The sequence below is a fragment of the Amycolatopsis sp. cmx-8-4 genome (genome assembly GCF_046548675.1).
Taxonomy (GTDB): Bacteria; Actinomycetota; Actinomycetes; order Mycobacteriales; family Pseudonocardiaceae; genus Amycolatopsis.
Genome location: NZ_JAEBDZ010000035.1, coordinates 39,995 through 58,221 on the forward strand (window position 1 = coordinate 39,995; position 18,227 = coordinate 58,221).

The following is an 18,227-nucleotide window of genomic DNA, read 5'->3' on the forward strand; positions in this document are numbered from 1 at the left end:
TCCGGGACCGCGGCACGTCGGCCTCGCAGCCCGGCGCGGCCGGGTCGAAGCCGTGCTCGGCGAGCCGGCGGATCACGTCGAGGCAGCGGCCTCTTCCACGCCGATCCTCATCGCGGGACGGCCATCGGCGTCGCCACGGACTATCCGGGTTCCCTTACGGGCTTTCGCCGAGAACGCCGGAGCGGTCGGGGATGCCGACGGCCGCGCGCATCCGGGCGAACTCCGCGGCGAGCGCCAAGGGCGGGTAGTGCGCGTTGAGGCCACTCGGGTTGGGGACGATCCAGACGCGGGCGCCGCCAATCGGTTCCGGCTGCGGGCCGAGCTGGGCTTTCGGAGCGCCGAAGGCCGCCCGGTAGCCCGTCACGCCCAGCATCGCCAGCCACTGCGGGCGGATCGCCGCGATCCGCTCGGCCAGGTCCTGCCCGCCGGCGACGAATTCCGCGCGGGACAGCTGCGAGGCGCGGGCCGTGGGGCGGCGCACGATGCTCGTAATGCCCATGCCCCAGCCCAGCAGGAGCCGTTCCTCCTCCGCGCGCAGCAGCCTCGGCGTGAACCCGGCGCGATACAGAGCGGGCCAGAACCGGTTGCCCGCGCTGTGGAAACTGTGCCCGGCCGCCACCGAGCCGCCGCCGGGGTTGATGCCCACGAACACCACCCGCAGGCCGTCGGCGAGCACGTCCGGGAGGAGGGCAGCGGGCGGATCGGCGTCGGGCACGGCTTCGGACTCTACGCAGGGCGCTTGGGGCAGACGGCGGTGGGTGATGTGTCATGTAATCTGTGGGCGTGACGGATGACCGCTGGCTCGACCGGGAGCAGAGCCGCGCGTGGCTGGCCTTCGTCCGGCTCCAGCTGCGCCTCACCTACGAGATCAACCGGCAACTGCAGGCGGACAGCGACCTCTCGCTCGCCGACTACGACGTCCTCACCGCGCTGGGGAACGCACCTGATGCCCGGATGCCGATCACCGCGCTGGCCGCACTGCTCGGCTGGGAGCGCAGCCGGCTGTCGCACCAGGCCAAGCGGATGGGGAACCGCGGCCTGGTCGACAGCGGCGCGAGTCCCGGCGACCGGCGCGTGACCGAGGTCTTCCTGACGTCGCGGGGGCGGGACGCGCTGGCGGCCGCGGCTCCCGGGCACGTCGACCTCGTCAAGCGCCTGTTCTTCGGCGGCCTGCCCGAGCACCTGCTGGCGCCGCTCACCGAAGCGCTGGAACAGGTCTACGAGAACGTCCTCGACCACGGGACCCTGCCGGATCCGCGGACGCTGGGGGAATAGCCGCGACCCTTCCCCGCTTACATGACATGTCACGTAATGAGGTGGAAGGAGCGGACATGTCGAACGCGGTGGTCATGACCGGATTCGGGGGGCCCGAGGTGCTGCGCTGGTCGCCGGTGGCGACGCCGGAGCCGGGCCCGGGGCAGATCCGGATCAAGGTGGCGGCGGCCGGGATCAGCCCGACGGACCTGCCGCTGCGCTCGGGCCTGCTCAAGGCGTTCGCGCTGCCGGCGGTCCCGGTGCTGGGCTTCGAAGTGGCCGGGACGGTCGACGCGCTCGGGCCGGGGACGGCCGGCGTGGCCGTCGGCGACGAGGTGGCGGCCTTCCTGCTCGGACTGGGTGGCTACGCCGAACACGTCCTCGCGTCGATCTGGACGCCGAAGCCCGCGTCGGTCTCGTGGGCCGACGCGGCGGCGCTGCCCAGCTCGGCCGAGGCCGCGGTCCGCACGCTGGACGAGCTGGCCGTGCCCGCCGGCGGCACGCTGCTGGTGTTCGGCGGCGGTGGCGCGGTCGGCGTCGTCGCCACGCAGCTGGCGCTCGCCCGCGGGATCAAGGTGCTCAGCGTGGTCGGCGCGCACGACGAAGCCCTGGCGCTGGAGCTGGGCGCGACGCCGGTCCGGTACGGCCCCGGCGTCACCGCGCGGGTGCGGGAGCTGGGCGACGTCGACGCCGTCCTGGACGCGGCGGGCAAGGGCGTGCTGGCCGACGCGGTCGAGCTGACGGGCGACCCGGGCCGGGTGGTCACCCTGTCCGACCCGGCCGCCGGCGACTTCGGCGTCCGCCTGTCGGGCCCGGACGCGGCGAAGGCCCCGGCGGCGCTCGAAGAGGTGATGACGTTGCTGGCCAAGGGAAAGCTGCGCCTGCGCGCGCACCGCGAGCTGCCGATGGCGGACGCGGCCGAGGCGCACCGCCTGCTGGAGGCGGGCGGGGTGCGCGAACGGCTGGTGCTGATGGCCGGCTGACGTCCCGGCGTCCCGGCGCGGCAGTCGCGCCGGGACTACCAGGGCAGTGGGCCGTTCTCGTCCGAGAAGGTGCCGGTCGGGCCGTCCGCGTCGAGGGTGGCCAGGCGCACGACGGCCCGGGTGCTCTCCGCCGGCGACCGGCCGATCCCGAAGCCCGCGGTCATGTCGGTGGCCGTGGTGCCGGGCTCGACGGCGTTGAACTTGATGCCGGGCCGCGCTTTCGCGTACTGGACGGTCAGCATGGTCGCCGCCGTCTTGGTCGCCGAGTACAGTTCTTCCTTGTTGCCGAAGGCCGCGTACGTGCTGGTGGTGGAGATGCCCATCGCGTCGGTCAGAGTGGCCAGGCCGGCGTCCTCGTAACCCTGCTCCCAGAAGACCAGCAGGGCGCTCCGGCACCTTACGCGTTCCGCATCGATTGATGCGGAACCGTGGTGGCCCCGACGGTCTCGGGGCCACCACGGTCGTCACCGGGTCAGCCCTGGTGCCACTTCTGGTTCGCACCGCCGGTGCAGTCCCACAGCGCGAGGGCCGCTCCGTCGTTGCCGTTCCAGCCTTGGATGTCCACGCACTTGTTGGCCTGCGGGTTGACGAGGTCGCCCGCCGCGCTCAGGACGAACTGCTGGGCGGCGTTGCCGCTGCACGTGGCGATCTGGATGACCGCCCCGTTCGCCGTGGAGCCCCAGGCGACGTCCATGCACATGTTGTTCTGCGTCTTCAGCGTGCCGCCGGTGAACGTCCAGTTCTGGGCCACGGTGTTGTTGCACCCCCAGGTCTGGAGGTGGACGCCGTCGGCGAAGTTCTGGCTCGGCACGTCGATGCACTTGCCGTTCCAGTTGCTGATGAGCCGGTTGCCCGACGTCGGGGGCGGGGTCGTCCCGCCGCCGCCGGTGAAGCTGTTCAGCGTGATGCCCGCGGCCCGGGGGCTGCCGTCGTTCACCAGGGACTCGAAGTTGCCGACGTCGTCGAAGGCGAACGCGTAGGCCTTGCCGTCGGCCATGTTCGCGTGCACCAGCCGCGCGTACTGGTTGGTCGGGCTGTTCTTGTAGAAGTCCCCGGCGTTGCTGCTCGGCTGGGTGTCGATCGTGCCCAGCGTGCCGCGGTTGAGCGCGGCGCACAGCGTCCGGGAGATCGGGCCGACGACCTGGTCGTTCGGGGCGGCCAGCGCGCCGTCACAACCCCAGACGTTGGCGGAGGACGGTTTGGTGAACGATGCCACCTGCTGCCCGGCGCTGTTCGTGAAGTTCATGACGTTGCCGGAGGTGCGGCCGAAGTACTTGGTGTTCGGCTGGTCCCCGAACGGCACGACGGTCAGCGTCTTGCCGGTGTAGGCGTTCCACGCGGAGTTGATGTACGGGTCGAGGTAGGTGCTGCTGAGCTGCCCCGCGTCGGCCGCCTTGCCGGGAGCGAGGACGCGCAGGACCGTGCCGTCGGAGCGGGTGTAGACGGAACCGCCCCAGCCGGACTGGCCCTTGATGCCGTTGATGACGTTGTCCCGGCCGTTCGCGACGAGCGTGCCGGTCGAGTTCACCGCGCCGGCCCCGGTCGTGACGCTCACGGTGTGCGGGATGGCGAACATGTCCACCTGGGAGCTGTTCAGCCAGAGACCGGCGTCGTTGTAGGTGAACTCGCTCCAGTCGAACAGGATGTCGCGGTTCGAGTCGCCGCCGGCCCACGGTGCCGGCTGGACCAGGCCGTCGGGCGTGAGGTAGAAGTTCAGGCGCTGGCCCAGCGAGAAGTACACGCGGCCGGAGATGTTGCGCGGCACCTGGATCGTCGTGCTGCCGCCGTTGCCCGGCCCGGCGATGGAGACGTCGGGCGCCGGGGTCGGGGGGTTGCCGCCGGGGCTCCACGCGGTGAAGGTGCCGCCCGCGTTGACGTACCCGAGCCGGCCGGTGCTCAGGTTGACGCCGAGCACGTACAGGTAGACGGCGTCACCGCGGCCGGTGTTGTTGGTGATGGACAACGGCAGGAGCGCGGGGCCGGAGGCGGCGGCGGGGGTGGCGCCGCCCCACACGGCCGTCGCCGCGACCGCCGCCAGCGCGGCGATGATCGCGGTCAGCTTTCTTCGAGTTCGCATCGGCGACTCCTTTGTCCGGGGTGGGGTGACTCCGATCGGAAAACGCGAAGGCGGAACGCGACAACGTTGTCAGCGCGCGCCCTCGCGAAGGGCGCGGACACCTCGAACAGGAACGGCTGAACTCGTTTCACGGGCCGACGATCGTCGACGGAGTAGCGCGACGGTAGGCCTGTGCCACTCATCGGGTCAATGGTCTAGACGTATTGAGAGCTTCTCGTGCAGCACCGCTGCCCTGGTGGCCGTGGACCCGGGCGGGGCTTCAGTGCGTGTTGAAACGTGACAATCCGAGACGGCCGCCGGTGAAGCCGTCGCATGTCGGGTTTCCGCACGTCGTTGACTTCGCCTTCGGGCGCATAGTAGCGTCACCGCGTCGAGTTTGTGAAACCTTTCAATTCGGAGGTCGCGATGGTGCGGCGGCAGGGATTGTTCGCGTGACCGTCGCCGTCATGGTCACCTGCGTCAACGACTCGCTGTTCCCCGACACCGGCAAGTCGGTGTTCCGGCTGCTGCGCCGCCTCGGCGTCGACGCGGACTTCCCGGCCGGGCAGACCTGCTGCGCGCAGCCGATGGTCAACACCGGCTACCTCGACGAGGCCGTGCCGGTGGTGCGGACGTTCGTCGACGCCTTCGCGGGCTACGACGCGATCGTCACGCCGTCCGGCTCGTGCGCGGGGTCGATCCGGCACCAGCACTCGATCGTCGCGCGCCGGGCGGGCGACGAGCGGCTCGCTTCGGCGGCGCCGAAGGTGTACGAGCTGAGCGAGTTCCTCGTCGACGTGCTCGGCGTGACCGACGTGCGCGCCTACTTCCCGCACCGCGTCACCTACCACCCGACCTGCCACTCGCTGCGGCTGCTCGGCGTCGGCGACAAGCCGCTGCGGCTGCTGCGCGAGGTGCGCGGGCTGGACCTCGTCGAGCTGCCGGCGGCCGACGAGTGCTGTGGTTTCGGCGGCACGTTCGCGGTGAAGAACGCCGAGACGTCGACGGCGATGGGCGCGGACAAGGCCCGGCACGTCCGCGGCACCGGCGCCGAGGTGCTGGTGGCGGGGGACAACTCGTGCCTGCTGCACATCGGTGGCCTGCTCTCGCGCGAACGCAGCGGGGTGCGCGTGATGCACCTGGCCGACGTGCTCGCTGCCACTGAGGAGGACGCGTGAGCGCGACGTTCGTCGGCATGCCGGCCTTTCCCGAGGCGGCCCGGAAAGCGCTTGCCGACACCCAGCTGCGCCGCAACCTCGCGCACGCCACCGGCACCATCCGCGCCAAGCGCGCGGCCGTCGTCGGCGAGGTCGAGGAGTGGGAAGAGCTGCGGCTGGCCGGCGCGGCGATCAAGGACAACACCCTGCGCCGCCTCGACGAGTACCTGCTGCAGCTGGAGGAATCCCTGCAGGCGCGCGGCGCGACCGTGCACTGGGCGCGTGACGCCGCGGAGGCGTGCGAGATCGTCGCGAAGATCGCGCACGCGCACGGCGTCGACGAGGTCGTGAAGGTCAAGTCGATGGCCACCCAGGAGATCGGGCTCAACGAGGCGCTCGCCGAGCAGGGCGTCACCGCCTGGGAGACCGACCTCGCGGAGCTGATCGTCCAGCTCGGCGACGACCTGCCGAGCCACATCCTGGTGCCCGCGATCCACCGCAACCGCGCGGAGATCCGGGAGATCTTCCGCCGCGGCATGGGTGACGCGGGCCGTCCCGCGCCGCCGGGGCTGTCGGACGAGCCCGCCGAGCTGGCCGCCGCCGCGCGCCTGCACCTGCGGGAGAAGTTCCTGCGGGCGCGGATGGCCGTGTCCGGCGCGAACTTCGCGGTCGCCGACAGCGGCACGCTGGTGGTCGTCGAGTCCGAGGGCAACGGCCGGATGTGCCTGACGCTGCCCGAGGTGCTCGTCTCCGTCGTCGGCATCGAGAAGATCGTGCCGACCTGGTCCGATCTGGACGTCTTCCTGCAGCTGCTGCCGCGCTCCAGCACGGGTGAGCGGATGAACCCGTACACCTCGACCTGGTCGGGCGTCACGCCCGGCGACGGGCCGCAGGAGATGCACGTCGTGCTGCTGGACAACGGCCGCACCCGCGCGCTGGCCGACGAGGTCGGCCGCCAGGCGCTGCGGTGCATCCGCTGCTCGGCGTGCCTGAACGTCTGCCCGGTGTACGAGCGGACGGGCGGCCACGCGTACGGCTCGGTCTACCCGGGTCCGATCGGCGCGATCCTGAACCCGCTGCTGAAGGGCGTCGGCGTCGACGAGCAGACGGACTCGCTGCCGTACGCCTCCAGCCTGTGCGGCGCGTGTTTCGAGGCCTGCCCGGTGCGCATCGACATCCCCGAGGTCCTGGTCCACCTGCGCGCGAAGGTCGTCGACGCCCACCGCCAAGGCACACCGAAACCCGAGGCGCTGGCGATGAAGTCGGCGTCCTGGCTGCTGTCGGACGCCCGACGCCTGGGCGTGGCGGAACGCGGCCTGAGCGTCGCCAACCGCGCGTTGACCCGCTTCGGCAAGCGAGTGCTACCGGGCGGCCGCCGAGCGGTGGGCCGCCTCCCGTGGCCGGGTTCCCTGTGGACGAACGCCCGCGACCTGCCGGCACCGTCACGGGAGTCGTTCCGGATGTGGTGGCGCAGGGGAGGCCGCCCATGAGCGCGCGGGAGGACATCCTGGCCGCCGTCCGAGGCGCCCTGCAGAACGCGGACCGCACGGAAGCGCCGGTACCACGCGGCTACCGAACGGTGGCACCACCGGACACAGCGGACCTGTTCGCCGAGCGAGTGGTCGACTACCGCGCGGCGTTGACCCGCTGCACAGCGGCCGAGCTGCCCGAAGCCATCCGGAACGCCCTCGGCCCCGCGCGGAAAGTGCTGGTACCAGAGGGTTTCCCGATCAGCTTGAACGGCGCCCCCGACACACCGGACCCGGACACGTTCGACGCCGTCGTCACCACGGCGACGCTGGGCATCGCCACGACGGGCACCCTGGTCCTGGACCACGGCCCCGGCCAGGGCCGCCGGGCACTGAGCCTGGTCCCGGACGTCCACGTGTGCGTACTGCGAGAGGGCGACATCGTCCCAGGCGTCCCGCAGGCGATAGCGGCCCTGGACCCGACGCGCCCACAGACGTGGATCAGCGGCCCGAGCGCGACGAGCGACATCGAGCTGACCAGGGTGGAGGGCGTACACGGCCCGAGAACCCTGCACGTCATCGTCGTCGCGCAGACGTGCTGATCGCCAGGCTGTTGTCAGGAACCGGACAGTCACCGGCGGCCCGTTACGGCACGGCGAACCTGGGTAGTCCGAGACAGCGGCTCCGGGGGCGGGCCGCTTTCGCGGGAGAGGAGCACGCGTGTTCAGTGGCTTCACGCTGGAGACCGTCGACGTCGGGCCGGTGCGGTTGCGGGTGCGCCACGGCGGCTCGGGGACGCCGGTGGTGCTGGTCCACGGCCATCCCCGGACCCACACGACGTGGCACCGGGTCGCGCCGGAGCTGGCCGACGACCACTTCGTCGTCTGCCCCGACCTGCGCGGCTACGGGCAGTCGACGCTGCCGCCGGACGAGCCCGGGCACACGCAGTCGGCCAAGCGGGCGATGGCCGGCGACATCGTGGCCCTGATGCGCCACCTCGGGCACGAGCGGTTTTCGATCGCCGGCCACGACCGCGGTTCGCTCGTCGCCTTCCGGGCCGCGATGGACCACCCGGGCACCGTCGACCGGCTCGTCGTGATGGACGGGCTGCCCGTCACCGAGCACCTCGAACGGCTCAACGAGGACTTCGTCCGCTCGTGGTGGCACTGGTGGTTCCTCGCCCAGACCGACAAACCCGCCGAGCGGGTCATCAACGCCGACCCCGGCGCCTGGTACCGCACACCGCTGCCGTACGAGATGGGCGAGGACAACCACGCCGACATCTGGGCGGCGCTGCGGGACCCCGCCGTCGTCCACGGCATGTGCGAGGACTACCGCGCCGGCCTGCGGGTCGACCGCGAGCACGAGGAGGCCGACCGCGCGGCCGGACGCCAGGTGCGCTGCCCGACCCTGCTGCTGGCCGCGACCGAGGACGACATCGACATCCACGGCGATCCCCTCGAGATCTGGCGCCCCTGGATCGCCGGCGAGCTCCGCGGTGTGGCCGTCCATTCCGGACACCACCAGGCCGAGCAGGCACCGGGTGAGGTGGTCCGCGCCATCCGGGAGTTCCTTCGGGCATCATGAGGGCATGGGGGAGTCGCGGGAGTTGCTGCTGAGACCGTCGATCAAGGGACAGCTGCCGTCTCTCGGCGTGTTGGTCGTGTTCCTCGTGTTCGAGGTCTTCATCGCGCTGCGCGGCCTGCTGGCGCCGTGGCTGGCGATCGCCTGTCCCGCGGTGTTCGTGGTGGTGCTGGCCGTGGGCGTCGTTTCGCTGGTGCGGTCCCGCGGCAAGCCGTGGCAATTGCGGTGCGGCCCGGACGGCGTCGAAGCACGGGGGTTCGCCCCGGTGCCGTGGCCGGCGCTCGCGGAGGTGCGGATCAGCCGGATTCAGCCCCGCTGGCTGCTCTTCCCGACCCCGGGCCGGGTGGTCGCGTTCGTGCCCCGTGACCGGGCGACAGTGCCCGCGGTCGCGATCTTCGAGCCGATGTCCCGGCGGGGGGCGTCGCCGAGCCGGGTCGCGCGGTGGCACGCGAAGCGCTACGGCAGCTCGTTCGTCGTGTTCACCTACACGATCGACGCGTCGCCCGAAGAGATCGCCGCGGCGATCCGGGCGCTGACCGACGTCCCGGTCGTCGTCGGCTGAAACCCGTTCGTCACTGGGATCCCGTGGCCACCAGCCTCGCGGTGATGGGTTCCAGTTCGGTGATCAGCTCGTCGAGTTCGGCGGGGGAGAGGGCTTCGTACGGCGGGGCGGCGAGATCGTCGGTCAGGGCTTCGATGCGGTGCTTGGTCTCGCGGCCCGCGTCGGTGAACCGGCCGTCGGCGTCGACCAGCCCGCGCTTGCGCAAGCCCGCCATGACCTCGGCCAGCCGCTCCTTCGGCAGGTGGTGGATGCGCCCGAACGACTCCGCCGGGTGAATGCCCATGTCCAGCGCGCTGAGCACGTGCGACTCCGTGCCGCCGATGCCCGCGCCGACGAGAGCGGCGATGTGCCCGTCACCGCGGTGCTCGCGCAGCATGGTCGCGGAATGCCACAGCCGGGCGACCGGGTCGCCCGGCACGGCGACGGTGCGCATCCCGGCGTACATCACCCGGCCCGCGGTGGGCGCGCTCGTCGCGGCCTTGGTCGTCAGGTCGGCGGCGCGCACCAGGCCAGGGGAACCGGCCAGCTCGTCGCCGAGGATCCGCCGCAGGGACGCCGCGCTGCCCCGCTCCCGCGCGGCGAGCGACGCCTCGGGCGGGATCGTCTCCCACGCGCTCGGGATGTGCCGCGCGGCCTCGCCGTCGGCGAAGTTGTAGAAGGCCGCGTGCACGACCTGCGCCGGCACCCGCCCCAGCTGTGCGGCGCGGCCGGCGAAGTAGCCGTCCCAGTAGGTGCGGTGGCCGAGCGCGGCCTGCTCCTCGTTGCTCTCGTCGGCGACGAAGGTGACCATGCAGATCGGCTCGAGGAGCTCGAACATCCGGCGGGCGAGGTGAGTCATGTGCTGCTCCCTTACGGTCTTGCCCGGGTCGCGCACCGCGCGGTGGATCAATCGGCAGGTTGTATCCCGCCGGAGCGGGGACCGGTCCCCGCGGCCGGTCAGCTCGTGCCGCGCACGACCAGGCGGTGCGGCGCGACGATCGACCGCGGTGGTTCCGCCGCGCCCGCCCGGCGGGTGAGGCGGTCCAGGGCCAGCTCGGCGATGCGGTCCTTGTCCGGTGCCACCGTCGTGAGCGACGGGACGCTGTAGCGGCCGTCCTCGATGTCGTCGAACCCCACCAGCGCCAGGGAATCCGGCACCGCGACGCCCCGGTCGGCCGCCGCGCGCAGGGCGCCCAGCGCCAGTTCGTCGGTGAAGCAGAACACCGCGTCCGGGGGCTCGGGCAGGTCCAGCAGCCGCAGCATCGCGCGGTGACCGTCGGCGCGGTGCAGACGCGGGACCGGCACCTCCAGCTCCGGGTCGGCCGGCAAACCCGCGCCGGCCAACGCGGCGCGGTAGCCCGCGAGACGCTGGCGGGCGGTCGCGTTCAGGGACTCCGGCTGGATGCCGACCGCCGCGACGCGCCGGCGACCCGACGCCAGCAGGTGCCCGGTCGCCTCGCGCGCGGCCGCGACGTTGTCGATCGCGACGTGGTCGACGCCCGCCGTGCCGTCGTGCTCGCCCAGCAGCACCAGGGGGACCGTGTCGGTGCGGGCGGCCAGCTCCGCGGGCGCCACCGCCCACGGGCTGAACAGCACGCCGTCGACGAGCTGGCTGCGCTTGCCGTGCAGCAGCTGCTTCTCGCGCTCGGCGTCGCCGTCGGTCTGGTCGATGAGCACCGTCAGCCCGCGGGCGCCGGCGATGCGCACGGTCCGCGCGGCCAGCTCGGCGAAGTACGGCGAGTCGATCTCGGGGATCACCAGCGCCACCAGGCCGGTCCGGCCGCGGCGCAGCGTCCGGGCGGCCAGGTTCGGCAGGTAGCCGAGCGCGTCGATGCTCGCCTGCACCCGCTCCCGGGTCGCCGGGGCGACGTACCGGAAGCCGTTGACGACGTTGGACACCGTCCGCACCGACACCCCGGCGTGCTCGGCCACGTCACGCAGCTTCGGGCTCATCTCCGCACCTTAGCCCTTGCAACGTGGCATGCCACGTTGCAAACTGGCAGCCACGCCGTTAGGAGGTCTCCCGATGACCCGAGTGACCCCGTTCACCGCCGCCGAAGTCGAGTCCCACACCGAGCGCCTGCACGAGGACGGCATCATCGGCCTCCCGGGCGCCTTCACCCGCGACTGGGTGACGCGGCTCGGGGAGGACATCGACACCGCGTTCGCCGAAGCTCGCGCGAGGCCGGACGGTGCCGTCGGCCGCGGCCCGAACCGCTTCTACGTCGAGATCCACCCGGAGCAGCTGCGCGGGTTCGCCGGCCTGGCCACCCACCCGTGGATCACCGCGATCGCCGAGGCCGTGCTGGGCCCGGAGTACCGGATCGTCGAGGTCGGCTTCGATGTCCCGCTGGCCGGCGCGGCCGACCAGCCGTGGCACCGCGACTTCCCGGCTCCGGAGGGAACCGCGTTGACCTCGCTCGCCGTCAACGTCACCGCCGTCGACACCGAACCCGACATGGGGCCGTTCGAGATCGCCCCCGGTACGCACCGGGACGACGGCGCGCGTTCGAGCACGGCATGTTCCCGGCGCGCGAGACCTACCCGCGCTACCGGGAGCGTGCGACGCGCAAGTTCCCGAAGATGGGGGACATCTCGATCCGGTCGGCGCTGACCGTCCACCGCGGTACCGCGAACCGGTCGAGGAAGGCCCGCCCGGTCCTCGTGCTGGGCCTCGACGCGCCGGGCGCGGGCCACGACGCCCACCACGACACCGCCGTGACGCGCGGGTACTGGGCGTCGCTGCCGGCGTCCCTGCGCGCCCACCTGCGCTGCCCGATCGTCGGCACCCTGACGCCCATCACCCAGAAGCACACGATCGAAGGCCTGGTGATGGGCGAGTGACGCGGCCCCGGGGCGTGGGTCAGGACGGTTCCGGCGGTTCCGGCGGCTGCGGTGCGGCGAACCCGCCCGGTCCGGCCGCGGCCGAGTAGGGCGCGACGGGTGGCGTCGCGGCCGGGGCCACGGGCGGCGCCGAGGGCGGCGGCGCGGCCGAGTAAGGCGCCACGGGCGGAACCGGCTCGCGAGCTTCGTCCTCCGCCGCTTCCGGCGTCGGGGGCGACCCGTTGTCTCGCTGCGGTGACTGGTCGCGGTCTTGAGTCATGCGAACCTCCGGGGGTAGAGGCAGATCCGTGCCTCGGCTGTACCGATGCGGACATCGGCCTGTGATGTGGTCGGCTACCCGGACGGCTCCCCGATAAACGAGATGGGAGAGGCGCGGCACAGCGTGATCTTGTTTAGCGCGAGCCGCGCCCGGGAATCCGCCGCGGGTAGACAAGTGGTCGCCCCAGTCCTCGGCGCCGCAGGACTGGGAAGGAAACACATGACTACGTCTCCGATGAGCGCCGAAGCAGGCGCGCGCGCGACGTCGCGCAACGACTTCGGTGATCTCGGCCGCCTGGTGCGCAGCGAAGGACTGCTCGACCGGCGTTACGGTTACTACGCGGTGAAAATCAGCCTCACGCTGCTCGCCCTGGCCGGCGGCTGCGTGGCGTTCGTGCTGCTGGGCGACTCGTGGTGGCAGCTGGCGACCGCGGTGTTCTTCGCCGTGATGTTCGCCCAGATCGCGTTCCTCGGCCACGACGCGGGGCACAACCAGATCTTCCGCACCGGCCGGGCCAACGACCGGCTGGGCTACGCCCTCGGCGGGATCGTCGGCATGAGCTACGGCTGGTGGATGGGCAAGCACACCCGTCACCACGCCGGCCCCAACCACGAGGACGAGGACCCCGACATCGACATCCCGCTGCTTGCTTTCACCCGCGGGCAAACGGGTGACAAGCGCGGGCTCGTGCGCTGGACGTCGAAGTACCAGGCGTTCCTGTTCTTCCCGTTGCTGCTGCTGGAAGGGCTGAGCCTGCACTGGGCCGGCATCCAGGCCGTGCGCGACGACGAGGTCAAGCACCGCCGGCTCGAAGCGGTGTTGCTCTTCGCCCACATCGGTGTCTACCTCGGCGCGGTGTTCGTGGTGCTGTCCCCGCCGGTGGCGCTGGCGTTCATCGCCGTGCACCAAGGGCTGTGGGGCGTGTACATGGGTTGCTCGTTCGCGCCGGGCCACAAGGGGATGCCCACCTACACCGACAAGACGAAGCTCGACTTCCTGCGCAAGCAGGTGCTCACCAGCCGCAACGTCCGCGGCGGCCCGTGGGTGGACTTCACCCTCGGCGGGTTGAACTACCAGATCGAGCACCACCTGTTCCCGAGCATGCCGCGGGTCAACCTGCGCCGCGCGCAACCGCTGGTGCGAAAGTTCTGCGACGACCACGGGATCGACTACGCCCAGTGCGGGCTGTTCAAGACCTACTACTACGTCCTGCGCTACCTGCACGACGTCAGCGCACCGCTCCGCGCGGCGCACTAGTCCACTTCGGACAGTGCCGGAGGAGTGGTGATCACGGCAGCCGGGCGGCCACCGGGACCGGCCGTCGTATCACCGTGCGGTCACGGGCGTCAGCCGACCGGGCGAACCGGGGTCGGCCGCACGGGTTGACCTGGCCGCTCACCCGTCGTCAGCGTTTGTGACGCGCCGTCGCGGGCATTACGGTGGCGGGAGAGTGAAGGTCGGCGCCCAGGCCCCGCGCGGACGGTCCTGTCCACGCCTCCGGGAGACCGCGCCATGATTCCTGCACAGCCATTCCCTGGAACGCCTTCCAGTCGGGAGCCGCGGCCCGCCGGGCCGCGGCTGCTGGTGCGCCAGAGCGAAGCCGGGGCCGGGGTGCTGGTGGTCGCCGCGGCCGGCACCCTCGACGGGACCACGGCGTGGCTGCTGCAGCGCGCCCTCTGGCGGGACCTGCCCGCGACGACGGTGGTCGACCTGTCGGACGTGCCGGTCCTGGGCATCGCCGGCGTGCGCGTCCTGGAGGGCGCCGCGGCCCGCGCCCGGGCCGAGCAGCGCCGGATCGCCCTCGTGACGCGCTCGTTCTCCGTCAACCGGGTGCTGCGCCTGTTCGCCCTCGACGTGCGTGTCCCCGTCTACGCGCGGCTGTCGGACGCGGTCGGCGTCACGCTGGGGCTGCACACCGCAGCCGGGCCCAGCGTCCCGTACTCGAGGCAACGCCACCAGTGACGTCACGTCACGCGCCCTGGTGATGCCGTCGCACTGTTCGGTGAGCCCTGTCCGCGATGGGATTCGACCATCGCCTGGCGCCGAGGGGGCGCCACGAGAAGGGACACCGATGAAGAAGTTCTTGCTGGCCGCGGCGATCGCCGCGGTCGCCGCGACGGCCCTGGTGCCGAGCGCGTCCGCCGCGCCGTCACCGCCGGACACCCTGAAGTGGGGAACCTGTCCGGCCACCACGTTCCCCACCCCGGACCTGCAGTGCACGACGCTGAAGGTGCCGCTGGACTACCGGGACCCCGGCGGGCGCGAGATCGACCTCCTGGTTTCGAAGATGCCGAGCAAGAACCCGGAAAAGCGGCGCGGTGTGCTGCTGACGAACCCGGGCGGGCCCGGCGTCGGGGGCTGGGACTACCCGCAGCTGCTGACGCTCAAGGGATTGCCGGCTCCGCTGCCGCAGAGCGTGCGCGACGCGTACGACGTGATCGGGTTCGACCCGCGCGGCGTCGGGCACAGCACGCCGGTGACCTGCGACCTGACGCCGGAGCAGCAGGCGATCGGCAACCTGCCCTACGCGAAGGACGCGGCCGACGTCGTGAAGCAGGCGGAGGTCGCGAAGGCGGAAGCCAAGCAGTGCGCGACCTCGAAGACCGGGTGGATGCTGCCGCACGTGACGACGGCGAACACCGCGCGGGACATGGACCGCATCCGTGAGGCGCTGGGCGAGACCAAGGTTTCCTACCTGGGCGGCTCGTACGGCACGTACCTGGGCGCGGTGTACACGACGATGTTCCCGCGGCGCGGCGACCGGATCGTGCTGGACAGCAACCTCGGGCCGGACGGCTACGACGTCGACGCGATGCGTGCTTTCGGCCGGGGCCTGGAAGACCGGTTCCCGGACTTCGCGAAGTTCGCCGCGGCGCACCCGGAGTACGGGCTGGGCACCACGCCGGCCCAGGTGACCGCGAAGTTCTACGACCTGGCCGCCCGCCTGGACAAGAAGCCGGTCGGCGCGTTCACCGGCGGGATCTTCCGCGGGCTGAACTTCAGCTTCACCTACGGCGACACCTCGTTCCCCATGCTGGCGGCCGCGTGGCAGTCGCTGGACCAGGGCAAGGTGCCGGCGCTGACCGCGGAGGCCGCCACGGAGAACGCCTTCGCCGCCCGGTTCGCCGTCATCTGCACCGACTCGGTCTGGCCGAAGTCGGTGGCGGGCTACCAGCGTGACGTCGCGGTCGACCGGGTCCGCTACCCGATGCTCGGCGCGGCTTCGGCGAACATCTCGGCGTGCGCGTACTGGCAGGCCCCGGCGACGGAGCCGAAGGTGCGGATCACCGGGAACGGGCCGTCGAACGTCCTGCTGGTGCAGAACCGGCGCGACCCGGGCACCCCGCTGGTGAACGCCCGCAAGCTGCGCGCGGCGTTCGGTGACCGGGCGCGGATGGTCACCATCGACCAGGGTGGCCACGGCGCCTACGTGGTCGCCCCGAACAAGTGCGGCAACAACGCGGTGACCGACTTCCTGGTCACGGGCAAGCGCCCGGCGCACGACACGTCCTGCGCGGCGGAAACCTCCTGACCGACGTGTTGCGGGCCCGGCCGGCGTGAAACCGGCTGGGCCCGCAAACGCTTACGTCACCCGGTCGTGGACGAGTCCTTCACCGGGGCGGGCACGTCCAGGCTGGTGCGCACAACCGGCTTGAGCAGGACCGCCGCGAGCACGCCCAGCAGCGCGACGCCGGCGGAGATGGCGGAGATGTGCCCGGTGGCGGCCCGTAGGCGGCCGGCGCCGGGACACCCGCCGCTGTCCGGTCGGCGACCTGGTGGGCGAGGAGCCCGAGCCCGGCGAACCCGGCGGCGAGGCTGACGGCGCCGGTGACGAGGAACGGCTTCAGCCGGCCGGTGCGGCTGATCCGGCGGCCGGCGACGATCGAGAAGACCAGGATGCCCGCCATCATCGGGATGGTCAGCAGCCCGGCCTGGCCTACGCGGTGATCGCCGGCAGGAGCACTCCGCCGCCGTGGAACTGGCGGCCGGCACGCCCGAATCACTGGTACCTCGGCGTCGCCGGGTAGCGCGGGATCTGCCGGGGCCGGCCGGCTGGGCCACCATTACCTGGCAGGCCGGCCACAGAGAGGAAGTCGTCATGGACGGGCTCACCGAAGAGGAAGTGGCGATCGTCGCCCTGGTGGGGGAGTTCGTCGACCGCGAAGTGCGGCCCGTGGCGCGGGAGCTCGACCACGGCGACGTCTACCCGGAGCAGCTCATCGAGCAGATGAAGGCGATGGGCATCTTCGGCCTCGCGATCCCCGGACCGTGGGGCGAGGCGCACGTGTCCGCGCGGTGCTACGCCGCCGTCACCGAGGAGCTGGCCCGCGGCTGGATGAGCCTGGCCGGCGCGATGGGCGGGCACACGGTCGTGGCGAAGCTGCTGCTCGACCACGGGACGCCGGAGCAGCGGGACGCCTACCTGCCGAAGATGGCGACCGGCGAGATCCGCGCGACGATGGCCCTGACCGAACCCGGCGGCGGCTCCGACCTGCAGGCCCTGCGCACCACCGCCCGCCGCGACGGCGACGCCTACGTCGTCAACGGCGCGAAGACGTGGATCACGAACGCCCGCCGCTCCCAGCTCATCGCCCTGCTGTGCAAGACCGATCCCACGGCGGACCCGGCCCACAGCGGCATCAGCATCCTGCTCGCCGAGCCCGGCCCCGGCTTCCACGTCTCCCGGGACCTGCCGAAGCTGGGCTACAAGGGCGTCGAGAGCTGCGAACTCGCCTTCGACGACTTCCGCGTCCCGGCGACGGCGCTGCTCGGCGGGACGGAAGGCCGCGGGTTCACGCAGATGATGCGCGGGCTGGAGATCGGCCGCATCCAGGTCGCCTGCCGGGCGCTGGGGGTCGGGCGCGCCGCCCTCGAAGATTCCCTGCGCTACGCCCAGGAGCGCGAGAGTTTCGGCAAGCCGATTTGGCAGCACCAGTCCGTCGGCAACCTCCTGGCGAACATGGCCACCAAGCTCGAGGCCGCGCGCCAGCTGGTGCACCACGCCGCCCGCCGGTACGACTCCGGTGAGCGCGCCGACCTGGAAGCCGGGATGGCGAAGCTGTTCGCGTCGGAGACGGCCATGGAGATCGCCCTCGACGCGGTGCGGATCCACGGCGGGTACGGCTATTCCACCGAGTTCGACGTCGAGCGGTACTTCCGTGACGCGCCGCTGATGATCGTCGGCGAAGGCACCAACGAGATTCAGCGGAACGTCATCGCGCGGCAGCTCGTCAAGCGGCACCTGATCCCGTCCTGAACCCTCGCGCGGAAGGAGACACATGGACCGCACGGAGCTGATCCAGCCGGAACCGGCCGAGGCGCTCGCCGCGTTGCTCGGGGTGCCGCTGCCGGACGTCGAGGCCGGGCTTCCGTTGCTGTGGCACTGGTTGTACCTGCTGGAGCGCCCCGCGCAGGCGGATCTCGGCCCGGACGGGCACCCGGTGCGCGGCGGGGTCCTCGCCCCGCCGGGCCCGGGACGACGTCGCATGTGGGCGGGCGGCCGGGTCCGGACGTCCGGGCCGCTGCGGTGCGGCGAACCCGCGACCCGGCACTCGGAAGTCCTGTCCACGACGGAGAAACACGGCGGGTCGGGTGCGCTGACGTTCGTCGTCGTCGCGCACCGGATCTCGCAGCGCGGGCAGGTCGTGGTCGACGAGCAGCAGGACGTCGTCTACCGCGAAGCCGGCCTACCGAGCCTGCCCGGAGACGGCCCGGTGGTCCCGCCCGCCGACGGCGACCGGGCGCTCGACGTGACGCCGACGCTGCTGTTCCGCTTCTCCGCCCTGACCTACAACGCCCACCGCATCCACTACGACCGCGACTACAGCCGCGACGTCGAGGGTTATCCCGGCCTGCTCACCCACGGCCCGCTCCAGGCTCTCGCCATGGCGGAAGCCGCCCACGCGGCCGGCTGCGAGGGCGACCAGACCTTCGACTACCGGCTCGTCTCACCGCTGTTCGACCACCAGGGCCTGATCGCCCGCGCCGACGTCTCGGCGGACGGAGTCACGACGGCCGTCCGCGACCGCCACGGACGGCGGACCGCCACCGGCACGCTGCGCTGAGCCTGGGAGTACCAC

20 protein-coding genes are annotated in these 18,227 nt (G+C 72.1%); 14 read left to right on the top strand and 6 right to left on the bottom strand.

Translation table 11 applies throughout. The features are described from left to right. Window positions 1-154: 154 nt before the first annotated feature. A complete protein-coding gene (mug, locus tag ACLJQZ_RS41750) occupies window positions 155-715 on the bottom strand; it encodes a G/U mismatch-specific DNA glycosylase (RefSeq protein ID WP_410626509.1) in 561 nt (186 codons plus the stop codon). 68 nt (window positions 716-783) lie between these two features. Between mug and ACLJQZ_RS41755 the strand changes: the two genes are divergently transcribed. Together ACLJQZ_RS41755 and ACLJQZ_RS41760 are read left to right on the top strand one after the other, a co-directional pair. After that, window positions 784-1,275: a MarR family winged helix-turn-helix transcriptional regulator gene (locus ACLJQZ_RS41755; protein WP_410626511.1), complete on the top strand. Its 492-nt coding sequence runs from the start codon at window positions 784-786 to the stop codon at window positions 1,273-1,275. Window positions 1,276-1,331: 56 nt separating this feature from the next. Next, entirely contained in the window at window positions 1,332-2,237 is a 906-nt protein-coding gene (locus ACLJQZ_RS41760) for an NADP-dependent oxidoreductase (protein WP_410626513.1), read from the top strand. A 35-nt stretch (window positions 2,238-2,272) separates the two neighbouring features. On the opposite strand, the gene ACLJQZ_RS41765 is transcribed toward ACLJQZ_RS41760, so the two are convergent. After that, window positions 2,273-2,653: a TetR family transcriptional regulator gene (locus ACLJQZ_RS41765; protein ID WP_410626572.1), complete on the bottom strand. Its 381-nt coding sequence runs from the start codon at window positions 2,651-2,653 to the stop codon at window positions 2,273-2,275. 56 nt (window positions 2,654-2,709) lie between these two features. Further along, the gene (locus ACLJQZ_RS41770; RefSeq protein WP_410626515.1) at window positions 2,710-4,314 is read right to left on the bottom strand and encodes a beta-1,3-glucanase family protein; all 1,605 of its coding nucleotides are present in this window, start codon (window positions 4,312-4,314) and stop codon (window positions 2,710-2,712) included. Window positions 4,315-4,745: 431 nt separating this feature from the next. Here ACLJQZ_RS41770 and ACLJQZ_RS41775 point away from each other — a divergent pair, with 431 nt between their 5' ends. The 5 genes from ACLJQZ_RS41775 (at window position 4,746) to ACLJQZ_RS41795 (ending at window position 9,065) form a co-directional block, all read left to right on the top strand. Beyond that, window positions 4,746-5,471, top strand: coding sequence for a (Fe-S)-binding protein (locus ACLJQZ_RS41775; protein WP_410626517.1), 726 nt, complete (start codon window positions 4,746-4,748; stop codon window positions 5,469-5,471). Between the two features lie 17 nt (window positions 5,472-5,488). Continuing rightward, window positions 5,489-6,940 carry a lactate utilization protein B gene (locus tag ACLJQZ_RS41780; RefSeq protein WP_410626573.1) on the top strand — a complete coding sequence of 484 codons (1,452 nt, stop codon included), beginning with the start codon at window positions 5,489-5,491 and terminating at the stop codon, window positions 6,938-6,940. Beyond that, a complete protein-coding gene (locus tag ACLJQZ_RS41785) occupies window positions 6,937-7,521 on the top strand; it encodes a LutC/YkgG family protein (RefSeq protein ID WP_410626518.1) in 585 nt (194 codons plus the stop codon). Before ACLJQZ_RS41780 ends, ACLJQZ_RS41785 begins: the two co-directional genes overlap by 4 nt. Before the next feature lie 118 nt (window positions 7,522-7,639). Then, on the top strand, window positions 7,640-8,506 hold the full coding sequence (locus ACLJQZ_RS41790; RefSeq protein ID WP_410626519.1) for an alpha/beta fold hydrolase: 867 nt from the start codon (window positions 7,640-7,642) through the stop codon (window positions 8,504-8,506). Window positions 8,507-8,510: 4 nt separating this feature from the next. Next, window positions 8,511-9,065 carry a hypothetical protein gene (locus ACLJQZ_RS41795; protein WP_410626521.1) on the top strand — a complete coding sequence of 185 codons (555 nt, stop codon included), beginning with the start codon at window positions 8,511-8,513 and terminating at the stop codon, window positions 9,063-9,065. A gap of 10 nt (window positions 9,066-9,075) precedes the next feature. Here the strand turns inward: ACLJQZ_RS41795 and ACLJQZ_RS41800 are convergent, their stop codons facing one another. Both ACLJQZ_RS41800 and ACLJQZ_RS41805 read right to left on the bottom strand, forming a co-directional pair. Continuing rightward, complete coding sequence (locus tag ACLJQZ_RS41800; protein WP_410626523.1) at window positions 9,076-9,903, bottom strand: SCO6745 family protein; 828 nt, start codon at window positions 9,901-9,903, stop codon at window positions 9,076-9,078. A gap of 98 nt (window positions 9,904-10,001) precedes the next feature. Further along, on the bottom strand, window positions 10,002-10,997 hold the full coding sequence (locus tag ACLJQZ_RS41805; RefSeq protein ID WP_410626524.1) for a LacI family DNA-binding transcriptional regulator: 996 nt from the start codon (window positions 10,995-10,997) through the stop codon (window positions 10,002-10,004). A gap of 73 nt (window positions 10,998-11,070) precedes the next feature. On the opposite strand from ACLJQZ_RS41805, the gene ACLJQZ_RS41810 reads away from it, so the two are divergent. The 5 genes from ACLJQZ_RS41810 (at window position 11,071) to ACLJQZ_RS41830 (ending at window position 15,679) form a co-directional block, all read left to right on the top strand. Further along, window positions 11,071-11,658 carry a phytanoyl-CoA dioxygenase family protein gene (locus ACLJQZ_RS41810; RefSeq protein ID WP_410626526.1) on the top strand — a complete coding sequence of 196 codons (588 nt, stop codon included), beginning with the start codon at window positions 11,071-11,073 and terminating at the stop codon, window positions 11,656-11,658. Beyond that, window positions 11,628-11,888 (top strand): hypothetical protein, encoded by a 261-nt coding sequence (locus ACLJQZ_RS41815; protein WP_410626527.1) that lies wholly within the window; start codon window positions 11,628-11,630, stop codon window positions 11,886-11,888. The genes ACLJQZ_RS41810 and ACLJQZ_RS41815 overlap by 31 nt, the downstream gene beginning before the upstream one ends. 493 nt (window positions 11,889-12,381) lie before the next feature. Beyond that, window positions 12,382-13,404 (top strand): fatty acid desaturase family protein, encoded by a 1,023-nt coding sequence (locus ACLJQZ_RS41820; protein WP_410626528.1) that lies wholly within the window; start codon window positions 12,382-12,384, stop codon window positions 13,402-13,404. A gap of 327 nt (window positions 13,405-13,731) precedes the next feature. Beyond that, complete coding sequence (locus tag ACLJQZ_RS41825; RefSeq protein ID WP_410626529.1) at window positions 13,732-14,109, top strand: STAS domain-containing protein; 378 nt, start codon at window positions 13,732-13,734, stop codon at window positions 14,107-14,109. Window positions 14,110-14,218: 109 nt separating this feature from the next. After that, entirely contained in the window at window positions 14,219-15,679 is a 1,461-nt protein-coding gene (locus ACLJQZ_RS41830; RefSeq protein WP_410626531.1) for an alpha/beta hydrolase, read from the top strand. A 79-nt stretch (window positions 15,680-15,758) separates the two neighbouring features. On the opposite strand, the gene ACLJQZ_RS41835 is transcribed toward ACLJQZ_RS41830, so the two are convergent. Then, entirely contained in the window at window positions 15,759-16,055 is a 297-nt protein-coding gene (locus ACLJQZ_RS41835; protein ID WP_410626533.1) for a hypothetical protein, read from the bottom strand. A 191-nt stretch (window positions 16,056-16,246) separates the two neighbouring features. On the opposite strand from ACLJQZ_RS41835, the gene ACLJQZ_RS41840 reads away from it, so the two are divergent. Then, a complete protein-coding gene (locus ACLJQZ_RS41840; RefSeq protein ID WP_410626535.1) occupies window positions 16,247-17,404 on the top strand; it encodes an acyl-CoA dehydrogenase family protein in 1,158 nt (385 codons plus the stop codon). Between the two features lie 22 nt (window positions 17,405-17,426). Then, window positions 17,427-18,212, top strand: a complete 786-nt coding sequence (locus ACLJQZ_RS41845; protein ID WP_410626536.1) for a MaoC family dehydratase N-terminal domain-containing protein — start codon at window positions 17,427-17,429, stop codon at window positions 18,210-18,212. Window positions 18,213-18,227: the final 15 nt, after the last annotated feature.